Origin of the sequence: Microvirga sesbaniae (assembly GCF_025460805.1) — a bacterium.
GTDB lineage: Bacteria > Pseudomonadota > Alphaproteobacteria > Rhizobiales > Beijerinckiaceae > Microvirga > Microvirga sesbaniae.
Map to the genome: position 1 here is coordinate 265,484 of NZ_JAMXFJ010000003.1, position 18,061 is coordinate 283,544.

Annotated in this window: 15 protein-coding genes; 2 read left to right on the forward strand and 13 right to left on the reverse strand. The window is 66.9% G+C overall.

Annotated elements, in window-relative coordinates:
* Positions 1-178: 178 nt before the first annotated feature.
* Positions 179-2,164: a sensor histidine kinase gene (locus tag OCW50_RS06530; RefSeq protein WP_262296875.1), complete on the reverse strand. Its 1,986-nt coding sequence runs from the start codon at positions 2,162-2,164 to the stop codon at positions 179-181.
* Positions 2,165-2,485: 321 nt separating this feature from the next.
* Here OCW50_RS06530 and OCW50_RS06535 point away from each other — a divergent pair, with 321 nt between their 5' ends.
* Positions 2,486-3,676: a helix-turn-helix transcriptional regulator gene (locus OCW50_RS06535; protein ID WP_262296876.1), complete on the forward strand. Its 1,191-nt coding sequence runs from the start codon at positions 2,486-2,488 to the stop codon at positions 3,674-3,676.
* A 112-nt stretch (positions 3,677-3,788) separates the two neighbouring features.
* Here OCW50_RS06535 and OCW50_RS06540 read toward each other — a convergent pair whose 3' ends face one another.
* The 6 genes from OCW50_RS06540 to OCW50_RS06565 all read right to left on the reverse strand — a co-directional run bounded on the left by OCW50_RS06540 (position 3,789) and on the right by OCW50_RS06565 (position 10,156).
* Complete coding sequence (locus OCW50_RS06540) at positions 3,789-4,577, reverse strand: LysE family translocator (protein WP_262296877.1); 789 nt, start codon at positions 4,575-4,577, stop codon at positions 3,789-3,791.
* A 54-nt stretch (positions 4,578-4,631) separates the two neighbouring features.
* Complete coding sequence (locus tag OCW50_RS06545; protein ID WP_262296878.1) at positions 4,632-5,375, reverse strand: SDR family NAD(P)-dependent oxidoreductase; 744 nt, start codon at positions 5,373-5,375, stop codon at positions 4,632-4,634.
* 8 nt (positions 5,376-5,383) lie between these two features.
* On the reverse strand, positions 5,384-6,871 hold the full coding sequence (purF, locus tag OCW50_RS06550; protein ID WP_262296879.1) for an amidophosphoribosyltransferase: 1,488 nt from the start codon (positions 6,869-6,871) through the stop codon (positions 5,384-5,386).
* Positions 6,872-7,343: 472 nt separating this feature from the next.
* Positions 7,344-7,949, reverse strand: coding sequence for a CvpA family protein (locus OCW50_RS06555; RefSeq protein ID WP_262267818.1), 606 nt, complete (start codon positions 7,947-7,949; stop codon positions 7,344-7,346).
* A 137-nt stretch (positions 7,950-8,086) separates the two neighbouring features.
* Entirely contained in the window at positions 8,087-9,103 is a 1,017-nt protein-coding gene (gene curA, locus OCW50_RS06560; RefSeq protein ID WP_262296880.1) for an NADPH-dependent curcumin/dihydrocurcumin reductase, read from the reverse strand.
* Between the two features lie 186 nt (positions 9,104-9,289).
* Positions 9,290-10,156: a calcium-binding protein gene (locus OCW50_RS06565; RefSeq protein ID WP_262296881.1), complete on the reverse strand. Its 867-nt coding sequence runs from the start codon at positions 10,154-10,156 to the stop codon at positions 9,290-9,292.
* Positions 10,157-10,338: 182 nt separating this feature from the next.
* Here OCW50_RS06565 and OCW50_RS06570 point away from each other — a divergent pair, with 182 nt between their 5' ends.
* Positions 10,339-10,566 carry a hypothetical protein gene (locus OCW50_RS06570; protein WP_262267815.1) on the forward strand — a complete coding sequence of 76 codons (228 nt, stop codon included), beginning with the start codon at positions 10,339-10,341 and terminating at the stop codon, positions 10,564-10,566.
* On the opposite strand, the gene OCW50_RS06575 is transcribed toward OCW50_RS06570, so the two are convergent.
* From OCW50_RS06575 to OCW50_RS06600, 6 genes are all read right to left on the reverse strand, one after another.
* Positions 10,559-11,761 (reverse strand): putative Ig domain-containing protein, encoded by a 1,203-nt coding sequence (locus tag OCW50_RS06575; RefSeq protein ID WP_262296882.1) that lies wholly within the window; start codon positions 11,759-11,761, stop codon positions 10,559-10,561. The genes OCW50_RS06570 and OCW50_RS06575 overlap by 8 nt on opposite strands.
* Positions 11,762-11,884: 123 nt before the next feature.
* Positions 11,885-13,285 (reverse strand): DNA repair protein RadA, encoded by a 1,401-nt coding sequence (gene radA / locus OCW50_RS06580; RefSeq protein ID WP_262267813.1) that lies wholly within the window; start codon positions 13,283-13,285, stop codon positions 11,885-11,887.
* On the reverse strand, positions 13,285-14,451 hold the full coding sequence (gene alr, locus OCW50_RS06585) for an alanine racemase (RefSeq protein ID WP_262296883.1): 1,167 nt from the start codon (positions 14,449-14,451) through the stop codon (positions 13,285-13,287). The genes radA and alr overlap by 1 nt, the downstream gene beginning before the upstream one ends.
* Positions 14,448-15,941, reverse strand: coding sequence for a replicative DNA helicase (locus OCW50_RS06590; protein WP_262267811.1), 1,494 nt, complete (start codon positions 15,939-15,941; stop codon positions 14,448-14,450). Before OCW50_RS06590 ends, alr begins: the two co-directional genes overlap by 4 nt.
* 412 nt (positions 15,942-16,353) lie before the next feature.
* On the reverse strand, positions 16,354-16,920 hold the full coding sequence (gene rplI / locus OCW50_RS06595) for a 50S ribosomal protein L9 (RefSeq protein ID WP_262296884.1): 567 nt from the start codon (positions 16,918-16,920) through the stop codon (positions 16,354-16,356).
* A 23-nt stretch (positions 16,921-16,943) separates the two neighbouring features.
* Positions 16,944-17,906 (reverse strand): DUF2232 domain-containing protein, encoded by a 963-nt coding sequence (locus OCW50_RS06600; protein ID WP_262296885.1) that lies wholly within the window; start codon positions 17,904-17,906, stop codon positions 16,944-16,946.
* Positions 17,907-18,061: the final 155 nt, after the last annotated feature.

The following is an 18,061-nucleotide window of genomic DNA, read 5'->3' on the forward strand; positions in this document are numbered from 1 at the left end:
GGTATAGATCGATGGAAACGAGGCATCCGGTCTTTCACCGGGATGGCGGGGCGGCATCATGCCTTTGGACCGGCCTCGCGGAGAGGCGCCAATCCGCCATGGGTCTCGGGATTTTTCCCGCCCGGTAAGATGAGCCATCACCCGGCCAAGTCAACGAGGCGGCGGGCTGCGGCCGTGGCTATCGAGGGTCAGGGTTAACGCCGGATGTCGCAACATTCCCGATGGCCCGGTTCATCGTCAGGGGAAGTTCGATGTGAGCCTCCAGTCCCCCCGGCTCGAAGGAGAGCCGCACCGTCGCCCGACACTGGGCCTGAAGCACACGCTCGAGCAGGGTGAAGCCGAAGCCGTGGTGAGCGGGAGGCTCCACGGGAGGGCCGTTCCGCTCGACCCAGGTGAGGCGGAGCGCCCGCATGCCATCGGTGGTCTCGACGCCCCACCTCACCGCGACGCAGCCCTTGCGGACGGAAAGCGCACCGTAGCGCGCCGCATTGGTCGCCAGCTCGTGCAGCGCCATGCTCAGGGGGATCGCCAGGTCGGCCGTGAGGTTGACCTCGGGACCCTCGAGCGTGAAGCGCTGATGCCGTTTCTCCTCGAACGGCTGGAGCTCGCAGAGCAGCATGTCGCGCAGGAGCGCGGTCTGCCAATAGTCGTCCGTCAGCAGGGCCTGGGTCCTGGCGAGAGCCGCGATCCGTGACGAGAACGTCTGATTGAACTGCCTCACATTCGTCGCGCTGCGCGCCGCCGCGCTGGCCAGGGCCTCGACGACCGCGAGCGTGTTGCGAACCCGGTGGTGGAGCTCGCGCACCAGCAGGGACTGCCGCTGTTCGAACCGCTTGCGCTGGTCGATATCCTGGATCACCCGCACGCTGTACTGGAACTGCCCATGCTCGCCGAAAACCGCGGTCGACGAAACGTGAAGCCAGACATTCGTGCCGTCCTTGCGGATGCAGCGACGCTCCAGCGTGTAGGTCTTCAGCTCGCCTCCGACCTGGCGGTCATACAGGGCCTTCTCGGCCTCGACGACGTCCGGCGGAACGAGATCGAAGACGGTCATGACCAGCAGTTCGTCGCGGGAATAGCCGGTGATCGACGACAGGCCCTTGTTGACTGTCAGAAACCGCCCGGACGCGTCGGTCTCGCCGATGCCCACGCTGGCATGCTCGTGAGTGGCCCAAAGGCGTTCGCGGCTTTCGCGCTCGGCGCGCTTGCGGACCGCATTCTCCGCCGCGACGGAAGCGATCTGCGACAGCTGGACGAGGATCGCCTCGTCATCGGCCGTGAAGTCGCCGTGTTCCTTGTCCGATAGCATGAGCACGCCGAGCATCCCGCCCGGCGCGGCGGGAATGGGCACGGCGATCAGCCCCTCGGTCACGAGGATGTCGGCCTCCGTGTTGCGTACGCCCTGGAGCTCCGGAAAATGGGAGAGCTCTTCCGAGGTCATCCGCAGCGGCCGCTTCGTCTGAACCACGTGCGTGTAGATGCCGACGCCGCTCTCCGCGATGGCGGCGCGCGCGAATGCGCGATACTTGTCGGAGACAGACACGATGATCGGATCCTCGGGCCATAGAACATACGGGATCGTGTGGGTCGAGGCCCAATGGGCGCCCACGATCCGCCGGGCCTGCTCGGTCACTTCGCGGAAAATCGTCGCTGGCATCTCCTCCGAGGTGATCCGCGCACAGGTCGCCGCAAGGGACCTCAGCTGCTCCTGGTGGCGGTGGGCCCGGGCCAGAAGGGCCTGGCGTTCCTGCTCGATCAGGACGCGGTCCGTGATGTCGTGATGGGCGGCGACCGCATAGGTCACGCCGTCGTGAAGAAGGCGGGAGACCTGAAGCCTGAACCAGCGCGTCACGGTGGGCGAGTGGCAGGGATATTCGAGCGAGAAGGTGCTCTTGCCGGCGAGGACGGCCCGGATTCCCGCCGCGGCGGCCCGGGCGCAGGGACCGTCCGCACCGACCGCACGGTCGCAGATCTCGAGATAATTGACGCCGCCCGCGACGGCTGTCGGAGCTCCGTTCGCCGCGCCGAAATCGTGCCACGCCCGGTTGACCGCAATGATGATTCCGGTCGGATCCAGCACGGCCACGGGTCCCGTGATGGCGTCCAGGATGGTCTGAGCCGGGGGCGCCGCAGGAAGACCGTTCTGCTCCGACAGCCGATTCATCGCACTTCATCTGTGATGACGGGTGAGAACAGGGGGAAAACGGCCAATCCGCCGTCCGGTTCATTCACCGGACGGGTCGGCGTTTTCGCCGACGTCCGCACCGCCCCCAACGGCCGGTCGCAAGCTCGGCCGTTCCGGCGGGGACGGCCCGTGCCGGCTCGCGCTTGATCGAACGGGACGCGATTCTTGTGCCTTGTCGACGTCCGGTGCGCTGAAACCCTTGCGTAACAAGGATTTCCTTGGAATAATTTCGTCCTTGGATGGCTTTCGAGGCCTGGATGCGCCCCATTGGGAAAAGGTCCAGCCCGGGAGGGAAAGCCGATGGGCGAGGTGCTGTCGCATCGCAGGCTGTCGGAGCTGATCGGGTCAATCTACGATTGCGCCCTCGATCCTGGCCGCTGGGACGGAACTCTGGCCGACGTCGCCGAGACCTTCGACTGCGCGGTCGTATCCCTGACCCTCAACGATCTTCACAGCAACCGTTTCCTCATCAACAAGGCGGCCGGCTGGGAGCCGGCGCTGTTGCGGCTGAAATCGGAGCGCCACGTGCCCGAGATCAACGCCCGCCTGACCGAGTGGCTCGCCCGGCAATCGTCCATCGACGAGATGTTCGTGACCTCGGCCCATCTCCCTCCCGACTACATCCAGGCCTCGCCCTATGTGGAGGAGTGCCTGAAGCCGCAGGGTATCGTGGACATCATGCACATGTTCCTGATGCACACCCAGCGGCAGTTCGCCGAGGTCGGCCTGGGGCGCCACGCCCGGCAGGGAGTCATCACGGCCCGGGAGCTCGAGTTGGGCCGCCTGCTTCTGCCTCACCTGCGCAAGGCCGTGACGATCAGCGATATCCTGGATGTGAGCTCCATCGAGCAGGCTCACATGGCCGAGGCGCTCGACGCGCTCCGGTGCGGTGTCGTGCTCACCGACGAGCGCGCCGGTATCCTGCACGCCAACCGGTCCGCCGAGCGGATGATGAGCAAGGGTGCTCCCATCCGCAGCATCCGGCGCGTCCTGGCGGCAGGCACGTCCGCCGCCAGCCGGGAGCTGCGCAGGGCGATCCTGCACGCGGCCCGCAACGGGACGCACCCGGGCGAGACCAATGCCGCGATCCGCCTCAACGATGCCGACCAGCCGCCCGCCTATGCGCACGTGCTGCCCATGGTGACGGGAGACCTGCGGACGCGGCTTCAGCCCAACGCGGTCGCGGCGATCTTCGTCGGCGCCACCGACGAGCAGACCGGCATCGGCCTGCTGGCCAAGGCCTACAACCTGACCGCCGCGGAGGTCAGGATCCTGGAGAGCCTCATGGCCGGCCATACCTTGGCCGAGACCGCGCAGCATTTCGGGATCGCACGATCGACCGCCAAGACCCATCTCGACCACATCTTCGCCAAGACGGGCGTGTCCCGGCAGACCGAGCTGGTTCGGCTGACCATGCAGCTGACCCAGCCGGTCCACGGCCCCCTCGACATGGCCCATCCCTGGCCGCATCAGTTCGGTCCTCCGAGCTAGCGCACCGTGCGAAAAAGTGGACCCGGTTTTTCGCGTCGAACGGTGCGCCCCTCAAGGGATTGAGCATCGGATCCGATCCCAAAAGTGGATTCCACTTTTCCCGTCCGATGCTCTAGATCCTCATCTCCCAGGCATTCGCCGCCATCAGCACGCCGAGCGCCCCGAGGATCAGGCCCGACGCCTTGTTGATGAAATTGAGGACCGTCACGTTCAGCTTCGAGCGCAGGGCCGCGACGCTTCCGCTCACGATCAGCCACCAGGTGACCGATGCCGCGAAGACCCCGGCGATCATCGTGGAAGCGGCGGCCGGCGCGGGCGACGCGACGGCCGGGAGGACCGCCGCGAGGAGCGCCGGCGTCAGCGGATTGAGCAGGGCGCAGGCGACGGCGCTGCAATAGGACGACAGGGCTCCCTGATCCTGGGCGATCGAACCGGCCAGCGACACGGTCCGCCGCAGCACGCGCGCGCTGAACCAGAAGAGAAGGCAGGCCGAAACGGCGCACAGGAACCCCTGGCTCTCGCCCAGGACCGGGGAGATCGCCGGTCCGACGCCCAGGATGGCACAGGTCGTGTAGATCACCAGGACCGTGGCGGCCCCGAGCCCGGTGGCGAAGCCCGTCACGGCTCCGTAGATCAGGGCCCGCTGAATGCAGAGGACGCTCATCGGGCCGATCGGCACCGTGATCACGAATCCCACTGTCGCTCCGGAGATGAATGCCGATGTGCCCGTCATGATCGTGCCTCGCCATGCCGTGTCGAGGCGGATCTTCGTCCCGGCGCGGGCCGGTCGACGCACCGCCTCATTCAGGAGAAGCGAGGCTAACGTGGCAAGGCCCGGCGCCGCGTCCACCGTTTGGTGGAGACGGGACCATCCGGGCCAGGGCGAGGGCAGGGCTGCCACCCCGCCTCGTCCGGCTCTCAACCCTTTCGGCGCGCGAATGTTCGGGCGGGACGGTCAGGCCGGGGGCTGCGGCTCGATGATCTTCCCGTCCTGCGTGAAGTCGTAGATCTTGCCGGTCTCGGTCCAGGACGGCAGGGCGAGCTTCACGATGTGCGGGGCGAGATCGTCCGGCGTCTTCAGAGTCAGCGGATCCTCGCCGGGCATGGCCGTGCGGCGCATGGCGGTGCGCAGAGGGCCCGGATTGAGCAGCATGGCCCTGACCGGGGTCGTGGCGGTTTCCGCCGCATAGGTGCGCACCAGCGCCTCGAGGGCCGCCTTCGAGACCGAATAGACGCCCCAATAGGCGTTGTGCTTGTGGGCGGCCCCGGAGGTGATGAAGATCGCGCGGCCGGCGTCGGACTTGCGCAGCAGCGGGTCGAGGGAGCGGATCAGGCGGTAATTGGCCGTCACGTTGACGGCCATGACCTCGTCCCAGACCGGCTGGTCGATATGCGTGATGGGCGCCAGCTCCCCGAGCTGGCCGGCATTGCCGAGCAGGATGTCGAGCTTGCCCCAGCGCTCGAAGATGGCGGCGCCCAGGCGGTCCAGGGCCTCGAGGTCCTTCAGGTTGACCGGCACCAGGGTCGCCGACGAGCCCTTGGCGCGGATCTCGTCGTCGAGGGATTCGAGCGCGCCCTGGGTCCGGGCCAGCGCGATCACATGCGCGCCGGCTTCCGCGAGGGCGAGCGCCGCCGCGCGGCCGATGCCGCGCGAGGCGCCGGTGACGACCGCGACGCGGTCCTGAAGAGGCTTGTCCATGAAAACGCTCAGTCGGCTTCGGCGAGGACGGCGAGACGGCGCGGGGTCGCGACCGTGAGGTCGGTCAGGGGCGTCGGGTAGTCGCCCGTGAAGCAATGGTCGGTGAATTGCGGCTGAGCCGGGTTGCGGCCCGTCTCGCCCATGGCCCGGTAGACGCCATCGATGGACAGGAAGGCCAGCGAATCCGCCCCGATATACTGGCGCATCTGCTCCAGGTCGTGGGTGGCGGCGAGCAGCTTCTCCTTCTCCGGCGTATCGATGCCGTAGAAGTCGGGATGGGTGATCGGCGGGCTGGAAATGCGGAAATGCACTTCCTTGGCGCCGGCCTCGCGCATCATGCGCACGATCTTCACCGAGGTCGTGCCCCGCACGAGGCTGTCGTCCACGAGCACGATGCGCTTGCCGGTGATCGCCGAGCGGTTGGCGGAGTGCTTCATGCGCACCCCGAGCTCGCGGACCGACTGGGTCGGCTGGATGAAGGTGCGGCCCACGTAATGGTTGCGGATGATGCCGAGCTCATAGGGCAGGCCGCAGGTCTGGGCGAATCCCAGAGCGGCCGGCACGCCGGAATCCGGCACGGGGATCACCACGTCGGCATCGGCGGGCGATTCGAGCGCGAGCTCGCGGCCCATGCCCTTGCGGACCTCGTAGACGCTGCGGCCGTTCACGACCGAGTCCGGGCGGGCGAAGTAGATGTACTCGAAGATGTCGGGACGGGCTGGCTGCTCAGGCACGAACCGGAAGGACTCGAGGCCCTCGTCCGAGATGACCACGCATTCCCCGTTCTCGACGTCGCGGATGAAGCGGGCGCCGATGATGTCCAGCGCGCAGGTCTCGGAGGCCAGGATGTAGCGGCCGTCGAGCTCGCCCAGCACCAGCGGGCGGATGCCGAGGGGATCGCGGGCGCCAATCAGCTTCTTGTTGGTGAGCGCCACGAGGGCATAGGCTCCCTCGAGCTTCTGGATCGCCTCGACGAAGCGGTCGACCACCCGGTCCTTGCGGCTGCGGGCCACGAGGTGGACGATGACCTCCGTGTCCGTGGTGGACTGGCAGATGGCGCCGTCGCGGATGAGATTGCGGCGCAGCGTCAGGCCGTTGGTCAGGTTGCCGTTATGGGCGACCGCGAAGCCGCCGCCGTCGAGTTCGGCGAACAGGGGCTGCACGTTGCGCAGGACCGTCTCGCCGGTGGTCGAGTAGCGGGTATGGCCGATGGCGGAGAGGCCCTCCAGGCGCTCGATGGTCGCCCGGTCGGAGAAGTTGTCGCCCACGAGGCCGAGCTTGCGCTCGGAATGGAAGACCGAGCCGTCATAAGAGACGATGCCCGCCGCCTCCTGGCCGCGGTGCTGCAGAGCATGGAGGCCGAGCGCCGTGATGGCGGCCGCGTCGGGATGGCCGTAGATGCCGAAGACGCCGCATTCTTCGCGCAGGGTATCGCCGTCGAGGTCGAGGTTCACCTGCTTCGGGGTGACCTGCCACGTCTCTGACAAAGCAGACATCGATCAAATCCTTGGGATTCGCGCCCCCACCGGCGCCGCCCTTATGTAGTCGGCATCAGGCCAAACGCCAATGGCCAATCTGACGCTGTCGGAAACGTGATCCGGGCGCTCGAGGATCGGACGTGAAACGTGGACCCCGGTTCGGGATCGGATCCGATGCTCGACTCTTGCCTGGCGCATCGTCCGGGACCCGGTCTTGATTCCTCGGCCGGATGGTCACCCCTTCGTCATCACCGGGTCACACCACCCTCTCACGTCATCACCGGGCTCGTCCCGGTGATCCCGCTTCCGAGAGGCGCCGCGCTTCACCGGATCGGGATGGCCGGCACAAGGCCGGCCATGACGTGCGGAGGGTCGTGGGAGGGTGTTCGCACTGGCCCGTGCCACCCTCGACGTCATCATCGGGCTCGTCCCGGTGGTCACGATTGCCGGGAACGCCGCACCTCACCGGAGCGGCGCATCGTTCGGCGCGCTAGCTGCGCCGCTGTGGGGCTGGCGGTGCCGCCGGGGCAGCCGGAGCGGCCGGCCGCTGCGGATCGGGCTCGGCCGGCTCGGCATCCGCCGGCGCTTCCTTGTTGCGCAGCCGCTGGATCAGGGCTTCGGCATTTTCCGGCAGCATGGCGATGATGTTGTCGCGGGTGTTCTCCATGGCCGGACGGGTGCGCGACGAGGCCGCCCATTCGGGCTCCTTGCCCTGGAGCAGCCAGCCCAGGAAGGCCCAGCCGATCACGCAGATGAGGAAGCCGCGGGCCGCCCCGAAGAAAAGCCCCAGCGTCCGGTCGAGGGCCCCGATGCGGGAATCGAGGATCAGATCGGAGATCTGCACCGTGATGATCGACACGATGATCAGGGTGACGACGAAAATGCCTCCGATCGAAGCCACGAGAGCCACCGTGTTGCTGCTGATATATTGCTGCGCGATCGGCAGAGCCGTCGGATGCAGGTACCAGGCTGCGGCCGCCGCCACGACCCAGGCGACAATCGCGAGCACTTCGCGGGTGAAGCCGCGCACGGCAGCGAGAAGGGCCGAGATCAGGACGATACCGATGACGACGAGGTCCAGAACGGAAACGGGCATGGGCCGGGCCTACGCAATAGAACAGGAATGGAGCCGCCTTCGCGGGTTCGAAGCCTTGGCTCTATAGCGTTAAGAAAGGCTTTCGTCACCCTTGAACGCGCGCAGGCTGTGCGAAGAGGGCCGGAGGCGGCAGCCGCTCAGGAAACCTGCACGATCAGCTTGCCGAAATTCCTACCCTCGAGCATTCCGATGAAGGCCTCGGGCGCGCTCGCGAGCCCGTCGACGATGTCCTCCTGGTACTTGACGCGGCCCTCGGCGATCCATTGCGCCATGTCCCGGTAGAAGTCCGGGCGCTGCGCATGGAATTCCCTCTGGATGAAGCCGCGGATCGTCAGGCTTTTGGTGAGCACGTCGCGCATCAGGACCGGCAGACGGTCGGGCCCGTCGAACGGACCCGTGCTGTTGTATTGCGCCACGAGGCCGCAGACCGGAATGCGCGCGAACGTGTTCAGCAGGGGAAACACCGCCTCCCACACCCTGCCGCCGACATTCTCGAAATAGACATCGATTCCGTTGGGGCATGCGCTGCGCAGATCCTCCGCGAAGGTCGGGGACCGGTGATCGACGGCGGTGTCGAATCCGAACACGTCCCGCACCAGCGCACATTTGTCCGGTCCGCCCGCGATGCCCACCGCCCGGGCTCCCTTGATGCGCGCGATCTGGCCGACCGCCGATCCCACCGGGCCGCTCGCCGCGGCCACGACGACCGTCTCGCCCGGCTTCGGCTGTCCGAGGGTGAGCAGCCCGGCATAGGCGGTGAAACCCGGCATCCCGAGCACCCCCAGGGCAGTCGTGACGGGCGCCTGCCGCGGATCGAGCTTGCGCAGGTCGGTCCCATCGGAGAGGGCATAGGATTGCCAGCCCGAATAGGACAGGACCCAGTCACCCGCGGCATAGTCGGGGTGGCGGCTCTCCAGCACCTCGGCCACGGTGCCTCCCTCCATGACCTGCCCGATTTCCACCGAAGCGGCATAGGATTTCGCGGCGCTCATCCGGCCGCGCATGTAGGGGTCGAGGGAGAGATAACGGATTTTGAGCAGGACCTGTCCTTCGCCGGGGCTCGGGATCGGCGTCCGCACGAACTCGAAATTGTCCGGCGACGGGCGCCCGGTCGGACGCGAGGCAAGGAGGACTTGGAGGTTCTGCTCTGTCACGGTGAGACTCCTGCTGCAGGCGGGCTCGTGCCGCCATCGCCCACGGCGCGGGGACGGCGGGCACCATAACGGATGGGGTGCCGGTCCCGTTCGTCAAGCCTTCGAGGGGTCTTCCGGGCGAGCGCTCTCCTATGAAAAAGCCCCGGCGGAGACCGCCGGAGCCCGAGCTCGTAGCCTCTTGGGACCTCAGATGAACAGAATGTCGCCGAAGGCGAGGGCGGCGCCGGGTTTCAGCTTGAGGATCTCGATCGGCTTGGCACCGCCCGAACCATCCACGTCGAGAGAGACCGTCGCGCTCTTCTTGCTGTAGACGACATAGTCGTTCCCGTCCTTGGACGCGGTCCCGACGGTGAAGAACTTCTTCTCCAGCTTGCCTTCCTTGAAGACCTTGTCGAGGCCGACCGAGGATTTCTTGTCGGGCTTGCCCTTCTTGGCGAAGTCGAGGACATCGCTCTTCGACGCCTTGACCTTGAAGGTCTTCAGGGCGTCGAGATCGAACACGATCTTGTCCTGTCCGGACTTGAAGTCCTCGATGTGGTCGAAATGGCCCTTCTTGAAGGGGGCGTCGAACACGAAGGTATCCGCGCCGTCGCCGCCGAAGAGGAAGTCCTTGCCGGCGCCTCCGTTGAGGGTGTCGTCGCCGGCAAATCCCTTGAGCCTGTCGTTGCCGGACAGGCCGTTGATGATGTCGGCGTCGGCGCTTCCATAGAGCTTGTTGTCGTTGCCGGTGGTGCCGGTCACGATTTCCGCGCCGTTGGTGACGTTGACCGTGACCGAGACAGTCTCCACCGTGGTCGGCGTGACGGTGCTTGTGCTCGTGGCCGCGATCGAGAGCGTGAACACATTCGGGCTCGACTCGTAATCGAACAGACCCGGCGTCTTCACCCGCAGTTCGCTGCCGGCGATCTCGAACCGGTCGTCCAGGTCGTCGGACAGAGTGAACGTGAAGGTTTCATCGGCTGTGGCGCCGTTGACGGTGAGGGTTGCAATGACCCGGCCGGGCTCCGGGTTCTCCGGCACGTCCAGAATGGGCGAAATGACAATGGTCGCCATGGAATTCCTGTAAAATGGCTTGCGGACTGGTCCGATACTTCTTTCGAGGTACCCTGAACGGGCACCGAAGGACCACTTTCCTGGAGCGGTTCTAAGGTGTCAATGCGGCCGAAAGGTCTAGTCACATGCCTGCCCGGACCTAGGCCCCTGCGGTTGTCTGTCGGTCAGCCTCGATCTGAACCATGAGCCCGCCGATTGGGGCGACGATGTCGTGCCGCCGGACGGCCGATCCCGCTGCCCAGGCCCGTCTGCGCCTCCTCGACAGCCAGCGGCCCGGTCCGCCGAAGCGGAACGTGTCGGGCGGGAGAGACGCGACCGGCGGCTGGAGCACCACGACCGGGTCCGCGGCTGGCTCGGTTCTGCGCGGGCCGCGCATGGGCAAGGTCGAGACGCCGTCCGCCTTCAGATGAACAGGAAGTCGTCGGCGCCGAGCGTCGTGCCCGGCTTCACCTTCAGAATCTCGATCCCTTTGGCTTTGCCGGAGCCGTCGAGATCCAGGTACACGATGCCGCTCTTCTTGTTGTAGAAGACGTAGTCGTCCGCGCCGCCGGGACCTTCACCGGATTTCGTGCCGATGTCGAAGAACTTCTTTTGAAGCTTGTGGCCCTTGCGGAAGACCTTGTCGAAGCTGACGCCCTTCGTGCCGCCCTTGTCGTCCGAGCCGCTTTTCGCCGTCCCATCGCCCTCCTTGGCTCCTTTCGCCTTGTACGCCTTCAGGGCGGAAAGGCTGATCTGGATCGTATCGTCGGCGGCGTTGAAATCTTCGATCCGATCGAAATGGCCTTTCTTCACGGGGGTATCGAAGACGAACACGTCATGACCGTCGCCGCCGTAGAGCCGGTCCTTGCCGGCGCCGCCATTGAGCGTGTCGTCACCGGCAAAGCCGTAGAGCGTGTCGTTGCCTGACAGCCCTGTGAGCAGGTCCGCCCCGGCCGTGCCGAGGAACCCGTCCTTCGCCGCCAGGTCGCTCCGGATGTCCACCGCATCCGACACGTCGACGGTCAGACTGGTCGTATAGGCATTCCCGTCGGAATCTCTCACCTCCACGGTGATCTGGTGCGATTGCGCGCTCGTGTAATCGAGCATCGAGCCGTCCTTCACGACGAGATTGCCGTCCCTGATGGCGAAGCGTCCGCCGGCATCGTCGGTCAGGGTAAAGGTGAAGGTGTCGTCGTCGTCGGGATCGGACGGCCAGAGGGAGCCGATCACGGTCCCGGCTTGCGCATGCTCGACCACGGAACTGTTCGACAGGATGAGTCCGGTCGGAGCCGTGTTGTCCGTCACCGTGACGGTGAGGGTCGTCGTTCCGATGGGCGTTCCCCCGTCGGTGGCGGCGATCCGGAAGGTGAAATGATTGAGGGCGTCGTTCTCGAAGTCGAACAGGCTGCTGCCGTCGCCACTGACGTTGTTTTTGACGACCAGCACGAAATTCACGATGCCTTCCTGGTAGAGCTCCTTGATCTCGAAGCGTCCGCTGCCCGGATCGATCAGCCTGAACCGGGCATTCTCGGTGGCGCCCTCTCCGGTGACGCCGATGAAGCCCACGATGGTGCCGATCCGAGGGTTCTCGATCACCGTCGCGTTCGAAAGGTAAACCGTCGCCATGTCGCCTCCAGAATCGCGGGCCGGTCGCGGCGTCCGCCAATGAATATCTAGTACAATATGTTACATCATATCATTTGTCGATCAAGTCAGCCGGTCGGCCTAGGACGCCTGGCGGGACGGAGCTCAGGAGGCCTTGCGCCGGCGCGCGGCGATGCCCGCGACCAGATCGGTGATATGCCCGATGGAGGATGCCGCGAGGGGCAGTCTCTCCGGCTTGCCTTTCTCCACGCGCGGCGCCGGTGCGACGGCGCCTGAAAAGCCGAGCTTCGCCGCTTCCTTCAGACGCGCCTGCTCCTGGGCCACCGGCCGGATGGCCCCGGAGAGGCCCATTTCGCCGAAATAGACCGTATCGGGCGGGAGCGGATTGCCGGAGAGCGACGAGACCAGGGCCGCCGCGGCGGCAAGGTCCGCGGCGGGCTCGGTGATGCGCAGGCCCCCGGCCACGTTGAGGTAGACGTCGTGCATGCCGAGCTTCAGGCCGCCATGGGCCTCGAGCACCGCAAGCACCATGGACAGGCGGCTCTGGTCCCAGCCGACCACGGCGCGCCGCGGGGTGCCGAGCGAGGACGGCGCCACGAGGGCCTGGATCTCCACGAGGAGCGGGCGGGTGCCCTCCATGCCGGCGAAGACCGCCGTCCCGGGCGTCGCCATGTCGCGGCCGGCCAGGAACAGTTCGGACGGGTTCGAGACCTCGCGCAAGCCCTGGTCGGACATCTCGAACACGCCGATCTCGTCGGTCGGGCCGAAGCGGTTCTTAACCGCGCGCAGGATCCGGAAATGGTGGCCCGTGTCGCCCTCGAAGGAGACCACCGCGTCGACCATGTGCTCGACCACGCGCGGGCCGGCGATCTGCCCGTCCTTGGTCACGTGGCCGACGAGAATCACGGCGGTTCCGGTGGTCTTGGCGAAACGGATCAGGGCCTGGGCGGAGCCGCGCACCTGGGTGACCGTGCCGGGGGCCGATTCCACCGTCTCGGTCCACATGGTCTGGATGGAGTCGATGATGGCCAGCGCCGGCGGACGCCCCTGGCTCAAGGTCGCGATGATGTCCTCGACATTGGTCTCTGAGGCGAGCTCGACCGGCGCCTGCCCGAGGCCGAGGCGCTCGGCCCGCAGGCGCACCTGCGCGACCGCCTCCTCGCCCGAGATGTAGGCGACCCGCTCGCCCCGATTGGCGAGCGCGGCCGAGGCCTGCATGAGGAGGGTCGACTTGCCGATGCCGGGATCGCCGCCGAGCAGGATGATCGAGCCATGCACGAAGCCGCCGCCGGTGACCCGGTCGAGCTCGGCGATGCCCGAGGGCGTGCGCGGCGCCTCCTTGGTCTCGCCGGAGAGGCCTTCGAGCGGGAAGATCCGGCCCTTGGCGCGGGAGGGGCGGGTCGAGACCGGGCCTGCCATGGGGGACGCGGAACCGGCCTCCTCGGCGATGGTGTTCCAGCCGCCGCAGGCCTCGCACTTGCCTTTCCAGCGGTTGTAGACCGCGCCGCATTCCTGGCACACGAAGGAGGGGTGACGCTTGGCCATCAGCCCTGGCCTCCGTGGTAGGCGCGGGCGTAGCGTGACCCGAGACCGGTCAGGATCTCGTATCCGATGGTGCCGGCCCGGCGTCCGACCTCGTCGACGGTGAGATCGCCTCCGATCAGGGTCACGGTGTCGCCGCGCCGGATCTCGTTCTCGGGCACGTCCGTCACGTCGACGGTGATCAGGTCCATGGAGACGTTGCCGGCGAACGGGCAGGGCCGGCCCGCCACGAGGGTCATGCCGGCGAGCAGCTCGTCGCCGCTCTTGCCCCGGGCGCTCGCCGCGCGCGGATAGCCGTCCGCATAGCCGACCGACAGGGTCGCGATGCGGCGCTTTTCCAGCGCGAGCCAGCGGCCGTTATAGCCGACCGTTTGGTCGGCCTCGACCCAGCGCAGCTGCACGATGCGGGCCTCGAGGCCCACGACCGGCTTCATGGGATTGTCCCGGTCCGGGGTCGGGTTGCCGCCGTAGAGCGCGTAGCCCGGACGCACGAGATCGTAGCCGGGCCTGTCGGGGAGGAAGATGCCGGACGAGTTCGGGAGCGATGCGGGAATGCCGGGCAGGGACGACCGGACGGCCTCGAAAGCCTCGATCTGCTGCCGGTTCAGCGGGTTGGCGCTCTCCTCGGCGCTCACGAAATGACTCATGAGAAGGGAGGTGTCGAAATCCTTCAGCTCCGACCGGCCCTTCAGTTCCAGTCCCTGCGGGACGGTGAGGCCGAGGCGGTTCATGCCGGTATCCACATGGATCGCGGCCTTCCGCTTCCGGCCTTCGGCCCGGCAGAACCCGGCCCATTCCTCGATCTCCTCGAAGGAGCCGAGAACGGGACGCAGGTCGAACTCGGCATAGGTCGGGCCGGTGCCGGAAAACAGGCCGTTCAGCACGTAGACGGCAGCCCCGGGCGCGACCGCGCGCACGCGGACCGCCTCGCTCAGATGCGCCACGAAGAACGTCCGGCAGCCGGCCCCCGCGAGGGCCGGAACGGCCTGCTCGATGCCGATGCCGTAGGCGTTCGCCTTGACGACGGCGGCGGTCTCGGCGCCGCCCGCCTTGTCACGCAGGGTGCGCCAGTTCGACGCCAGACCATCGAGATCGACGTGCAGGATGCCGCCGGCGGCGGTCTCGGGGATGCTGCCGGCCGTGGTTTTGTGGGAGGTGAGTTCGGTCAATCGCCAATCCGTTCGGGAAGTTTGTCTTCATCCGCAAGGTCGGTGAAGCGGGTGATGTCGGCTTGGAAGGCCAGCTGCACGGTGCCCGTGGGACCGTGACGCTGCTTGCCGATGATGACCTCGGCTTTGCCGTGGACCTGATCCATTTCCGACTGCCACTTGAAATATTCCTCGGTGCCGGGCTTCGGCTCCTTGTTCTTCAGATAGTACTCCTCGCGGTAAACGAACATGACCACGTCCGCGTCCTGCTCGATCGAACCCGATTCACGAAGGTCGGCGAGCTGCGGCCTCTTGTCGTCGCGGGCCTCCACCTGACGGGAGAGCTGAGACAGGGCGATGAGCGGGACCGCCAGTTCCTTGGCGAGCGCCTTGAGCCCCGTGGTGATCTCGGTGAGCTCCTGCACCCGGTTCTCGCCCTTCTTGGCCGAGCCGGACAGAAGCTGGAGGTAGTCGACGATCAGGATGTCGAGGCCGCGCTGGCGCTTCAGGCGCCGGGCGCGGGCGGTGAGCTGCGCGATGGAGATGCCGCCGGTCTGGTCGATGTAGAACGGGATCGACTGCATCTCGCGGGCGGCCTCCGTGATCTTGTAGAAATCGTCCTCCCGCATGTCGCCGCGTCGGATCTTGTAGGACGGCACGCCGGACTGCTCCGCGATGATGCGGGTCGCGAGCTGCTCGGCGGACATTTCGAGGGAGAAGAAGCCCACGATGCCGCCGTTCACGGTCTTCAGATGGCCGTCCTGCTGCTTCTCGGCCCGGTAGGCCTTGGCGATGTTGAACGCGATGTTCGTCACCAGCGAGGTCTTGCCCATGGCCGGGCGCCCGGCCAGGATGATCAGGTCCGAGGGCTGCAGGCCGCCCAGGGACTTGTCGAGATCGATCAGCCCGGTCGAGACGCCCGAGAGCGCCCCTTCGCGCTTGTAGGCCGCCGCCGCCATGTCGATCGCCGAGGTCAGCGCGTCGGAGAAGCGCTGGAAGCCCCCGTCGGACCGGCCCGTCTCGGCGATCGCGTAGAGGCGCCGCTCCGCCTCCTCGATCTGCTCCCGGGGCGAGTTCTCGACCGGCGCGTCGAAGGCGTTGTTGACGATGTCCTCGCCGATATTGATGAGGTTGCGGCGGATCGCCAGGTCGTAGATCGTGCGGCCGTAATCCTCGGCGTTGATGACCGTGGTCGCCTCGGCGGCGAGGCGGGCGAGGTACTGGGACACCGTGATCCCGCCGAGATCCTGGTCGCCCAGGAAGGTCTTCATGGTGATCGGGGTGGCGATCTTGCCGGCCTTGATCAGGCTCGTCGCCACCTCGTAGATGCGCCGGTGCAGATCCTCGATGAAGTGGCCGGCCTCGAGGAAGTCGGAGACCCGGTAATAGGCGTCGTTGTTGACCAGAATCGCTCCCAGCAGAGCCTGTTCGGCCTCGATGTTGCTGGGGGGCGTCCGAAACTGCGGCTCGGCGGTTTCGAGGCGGGCGATCAGGGCATTGGCGGTGGCCATCGGGCGCTCCGAAAACAGGAAAGGGTTAGAGTCTCTTAGACCGCAATTGGTGTCCTAAAGGTTGCCGGGCGGACACGAAGCCGGGACTCTCCCCGAGCTGTCCTCGCTGTCCTCGATTCTCACACCGTTCCTCCTTCTGCGGGCGTCGCAGCTTGACTCTCGCGCAAGCCTCGAACCCAAAAGAAAAACGCTCCCCGTCGAATCGACGGAGAGCGCGATTTTAGAACAAATCAAGAACTCGAGCAATCGCTCCAGCTTGGATCTCCACACCTGCCGTCATGGCCGGGCTTGTTCCGGCCGTCCCGGTCGGAGGAGCTCGGCGCTCCCTGGGATCGGGATCACCGGCACAAGGCCGGTGATGACGTGGGGCGGGTGCTATCGAGGTCCTGCCGCCGGAGACGGCAGCGAATCCTCAGAGCTCCTCGTCGCCACCGGCCTCGGCCAGGGCGGCGCCGACCTCCAGGCCGAGGTCGTCGAGGTTCGTCTCCTCGCGGGTCGTGACCTGCTCGCCGCGGGCCTGACGCTCGGCTTCCTCGGGGCTGCGGGCGACGTTGATCGTCACCTGGACCTCGACCTCCGGGTGGAGGACGACCGGCACATTGTGCAGGCCGATGGTCTTGATCGGCTGGTTGATGGCGATCTGGTTGCGATCAACCGTGAAGCCGTTCTGGGTCATGATCTCGGCGAGGTCGCGGGTCGAGACCGAGCCGTAGAGCACGCCGGTCTCGCCGGACTGGCGCAGAATGATGAAGCTCTGGCCGTTCAGCTTCTCGCCGACGACTTCGGCTTCCTTGCGGCGCTCGAGGTTGCGGGCCTCGAGCTGGGCGCGCTGAGCCTCGAAGTGCTTCTTGTTGGCATCCGTGGCGCGCAGGGCCTTGCCGCGCGGCAGGAGGAAGTTGCGTGCGTAGCCGGAGCGGACCTTCACGGTCTCGCCCATCTGACCGAGCTTTGCGACGCGCTCGAGAAGGATCACTTCCATGGTTGTCTCCTTTAGGTTCGTGATCAGGTGGAAAGGGTTGGCGGTGGGTTCGGACGCGAGCCGAAGCGGCGGCGCAGCCCGAAGACGGTGTCGGCGATGCCGAACAGGGCCAGGGCGACCATCAGGATGCCCTGGGTGACGAAGATCAGCACGTAGAGGGCCGACAGGATGAAGGAACGGCCAGACTTGCCCCGCGTGCGGTCGTGAATGGCGGCGAGGCCCTGAAGGGCGAACGCCATCAGGAAGGCGCCGGACAGGGCCATGCCCAGGGCGCCGATGAAGCCCTCGAAGCTGGCGACCACGAGGGAGCCGATCAGGATCAGCCCGGCGGAGCGCGGCATCACCAGTTCCGGCACGGACGGCCAGGGGCGCGGCAGACGCTTAGAGGCCTGCACGATCCGGGCGGCCGCCCAGAGATAGAGCGCCAGCACGGTGGCGAAGCCCTGGGCCGACAGGAACGGCGTCAGGCGGGCGAAGAGGCCGACGAGTTCCTCGCGGGTCTCCGCGTCGAGCGCGCCGGGTCCCGAGGTGCCGAACTGGGAATTCACGAAGGTCTCGGCGACCGCGCGGGCATTCTGGTCGAAGGCGCTGAAATCGCCCGCCGTCGAGATCACGCCCGCCGCCATGATGGTGAGCGCGGCCGTGGCGGCGATCCAGGCGAGAAGCCGGCCGACCGGATACCATTCCAGGGTCCCGTCCGCCCCGGAGCGCCCGAGAAGGGCGAGATAGGACAGCCACCAGGCGGGCAGGGCGGTGATGAGGGCGAAGCCCAGTCCGCTGAGCGGGGACAGGATCAGGGCGATCGCGAGGCCGCCCACGAGAGCCGCCACGAGGCCGGACCGGTGGTCCCAGCCGAGCGACACGATCAGAACGGGAATGGGAGCCAGGAGATACAGCACGGCGGCCAGCGGCGTCGCCTTGACGATCACCGCGGTCAGAAGGGCCGATACGAGGCCCGCGCCTATGCCTGTCGCTACAAAGTTCATCGTCTCGCTGTCCCGCTGCTCATGGGCAGGGTTAGGGGCCTCGGCCCCAACTGACCCGGCGGATTCGCACCGCTGGGCGATCTGAAGGAGGAGCGGCGGGGGGCCCCGCGCCCCCCCCCGGGGGGTGGGGTGAGCATCCAAAAACACCGCCGCGC

Coding starts and splice junctions, on each gene's coding strand:
- OCW50_RS06570 (WP_262267815.1), top strand. CDS start 10,339: ATGAGCCCGCCGATTGGGGCGACGATGTCGTGCCGCCGGACGGCCGAT.
- OCW50_RS06530 (WP_262296875.1), bottom strand. CDS start 2,164: ATGAATCGGCTGTCGGAGCAGAACGGTCTTCCTGCGGCGCCCCCGGCT.
- rplI (WP_262296884.1), bottom strand. CDS start 16,920: ATGGAAGTGATCCTTCTCGAGCGCGTCGCAAAGCTCGGTCAGATGGGC.
- OCW50_RS06590 (WP_262267811.1), bottom strand. CDS start 15,941: ATGGCCACCGCCAATGCCCTGATCGCCCGCCTCGAAACCGCCGAGCCG.
- OCW50_RS06545 (WP_262296878.1), bottom strand. CDS start 5,375: ATGGACAAGCCTCTTCAGGACCGCGTCGCGGTCGTCACCGGCGCCTCG.
- OCW50_RS06575 (WP_262296882.1), bottom strand. CDS start 11,761: ATGGCGACGGTTTACCTTTCGAACGCGACGGTGATCGAGAACCCTCGG.
- OCW50_RS06555 (WP_262267818.1), bottom strand. CDS start 7,949: ATGCCCGTTTCCGTTCTGGACCTCGTCGTCATCGGTATCGTCCTGATC.
- OCW50_RS06600 (WP_262296885.1), bottom strand. CDS start 17,906: ATGAACTTTGTAGCGACAGGCATAGGCGCGGGCCTCGTATCGGCCCTT.
- OCW50_RS06535 (WP_262296876.1), top strand. CDS start 2,486: ATGGGCGAGGTGCTGTCGCATCGCAGGCTGTCGGAGCTGATCGGGTCA.
- purF (WP_262296879.1), bottom strand. CDS start 6,871: ATGTCTGCTTTGTCAGAGACGTGGCAGGTCACCCCGAAGCAGGTGAAC.
- OCW50_RS06565 (WP_262296881.1), bottom strand. CDS start 10,156: ATGGCGACCATTGTCATTTCGCCCATTCTGGACGTGCCGGAGAACCCG.
- radA (WP_262267813.1), bottom strand. CDS start 13,285: ATGGCCAAGCGTCACCCCTCCTTCGTGTGCCAGGAATGCGGCGCGGTC.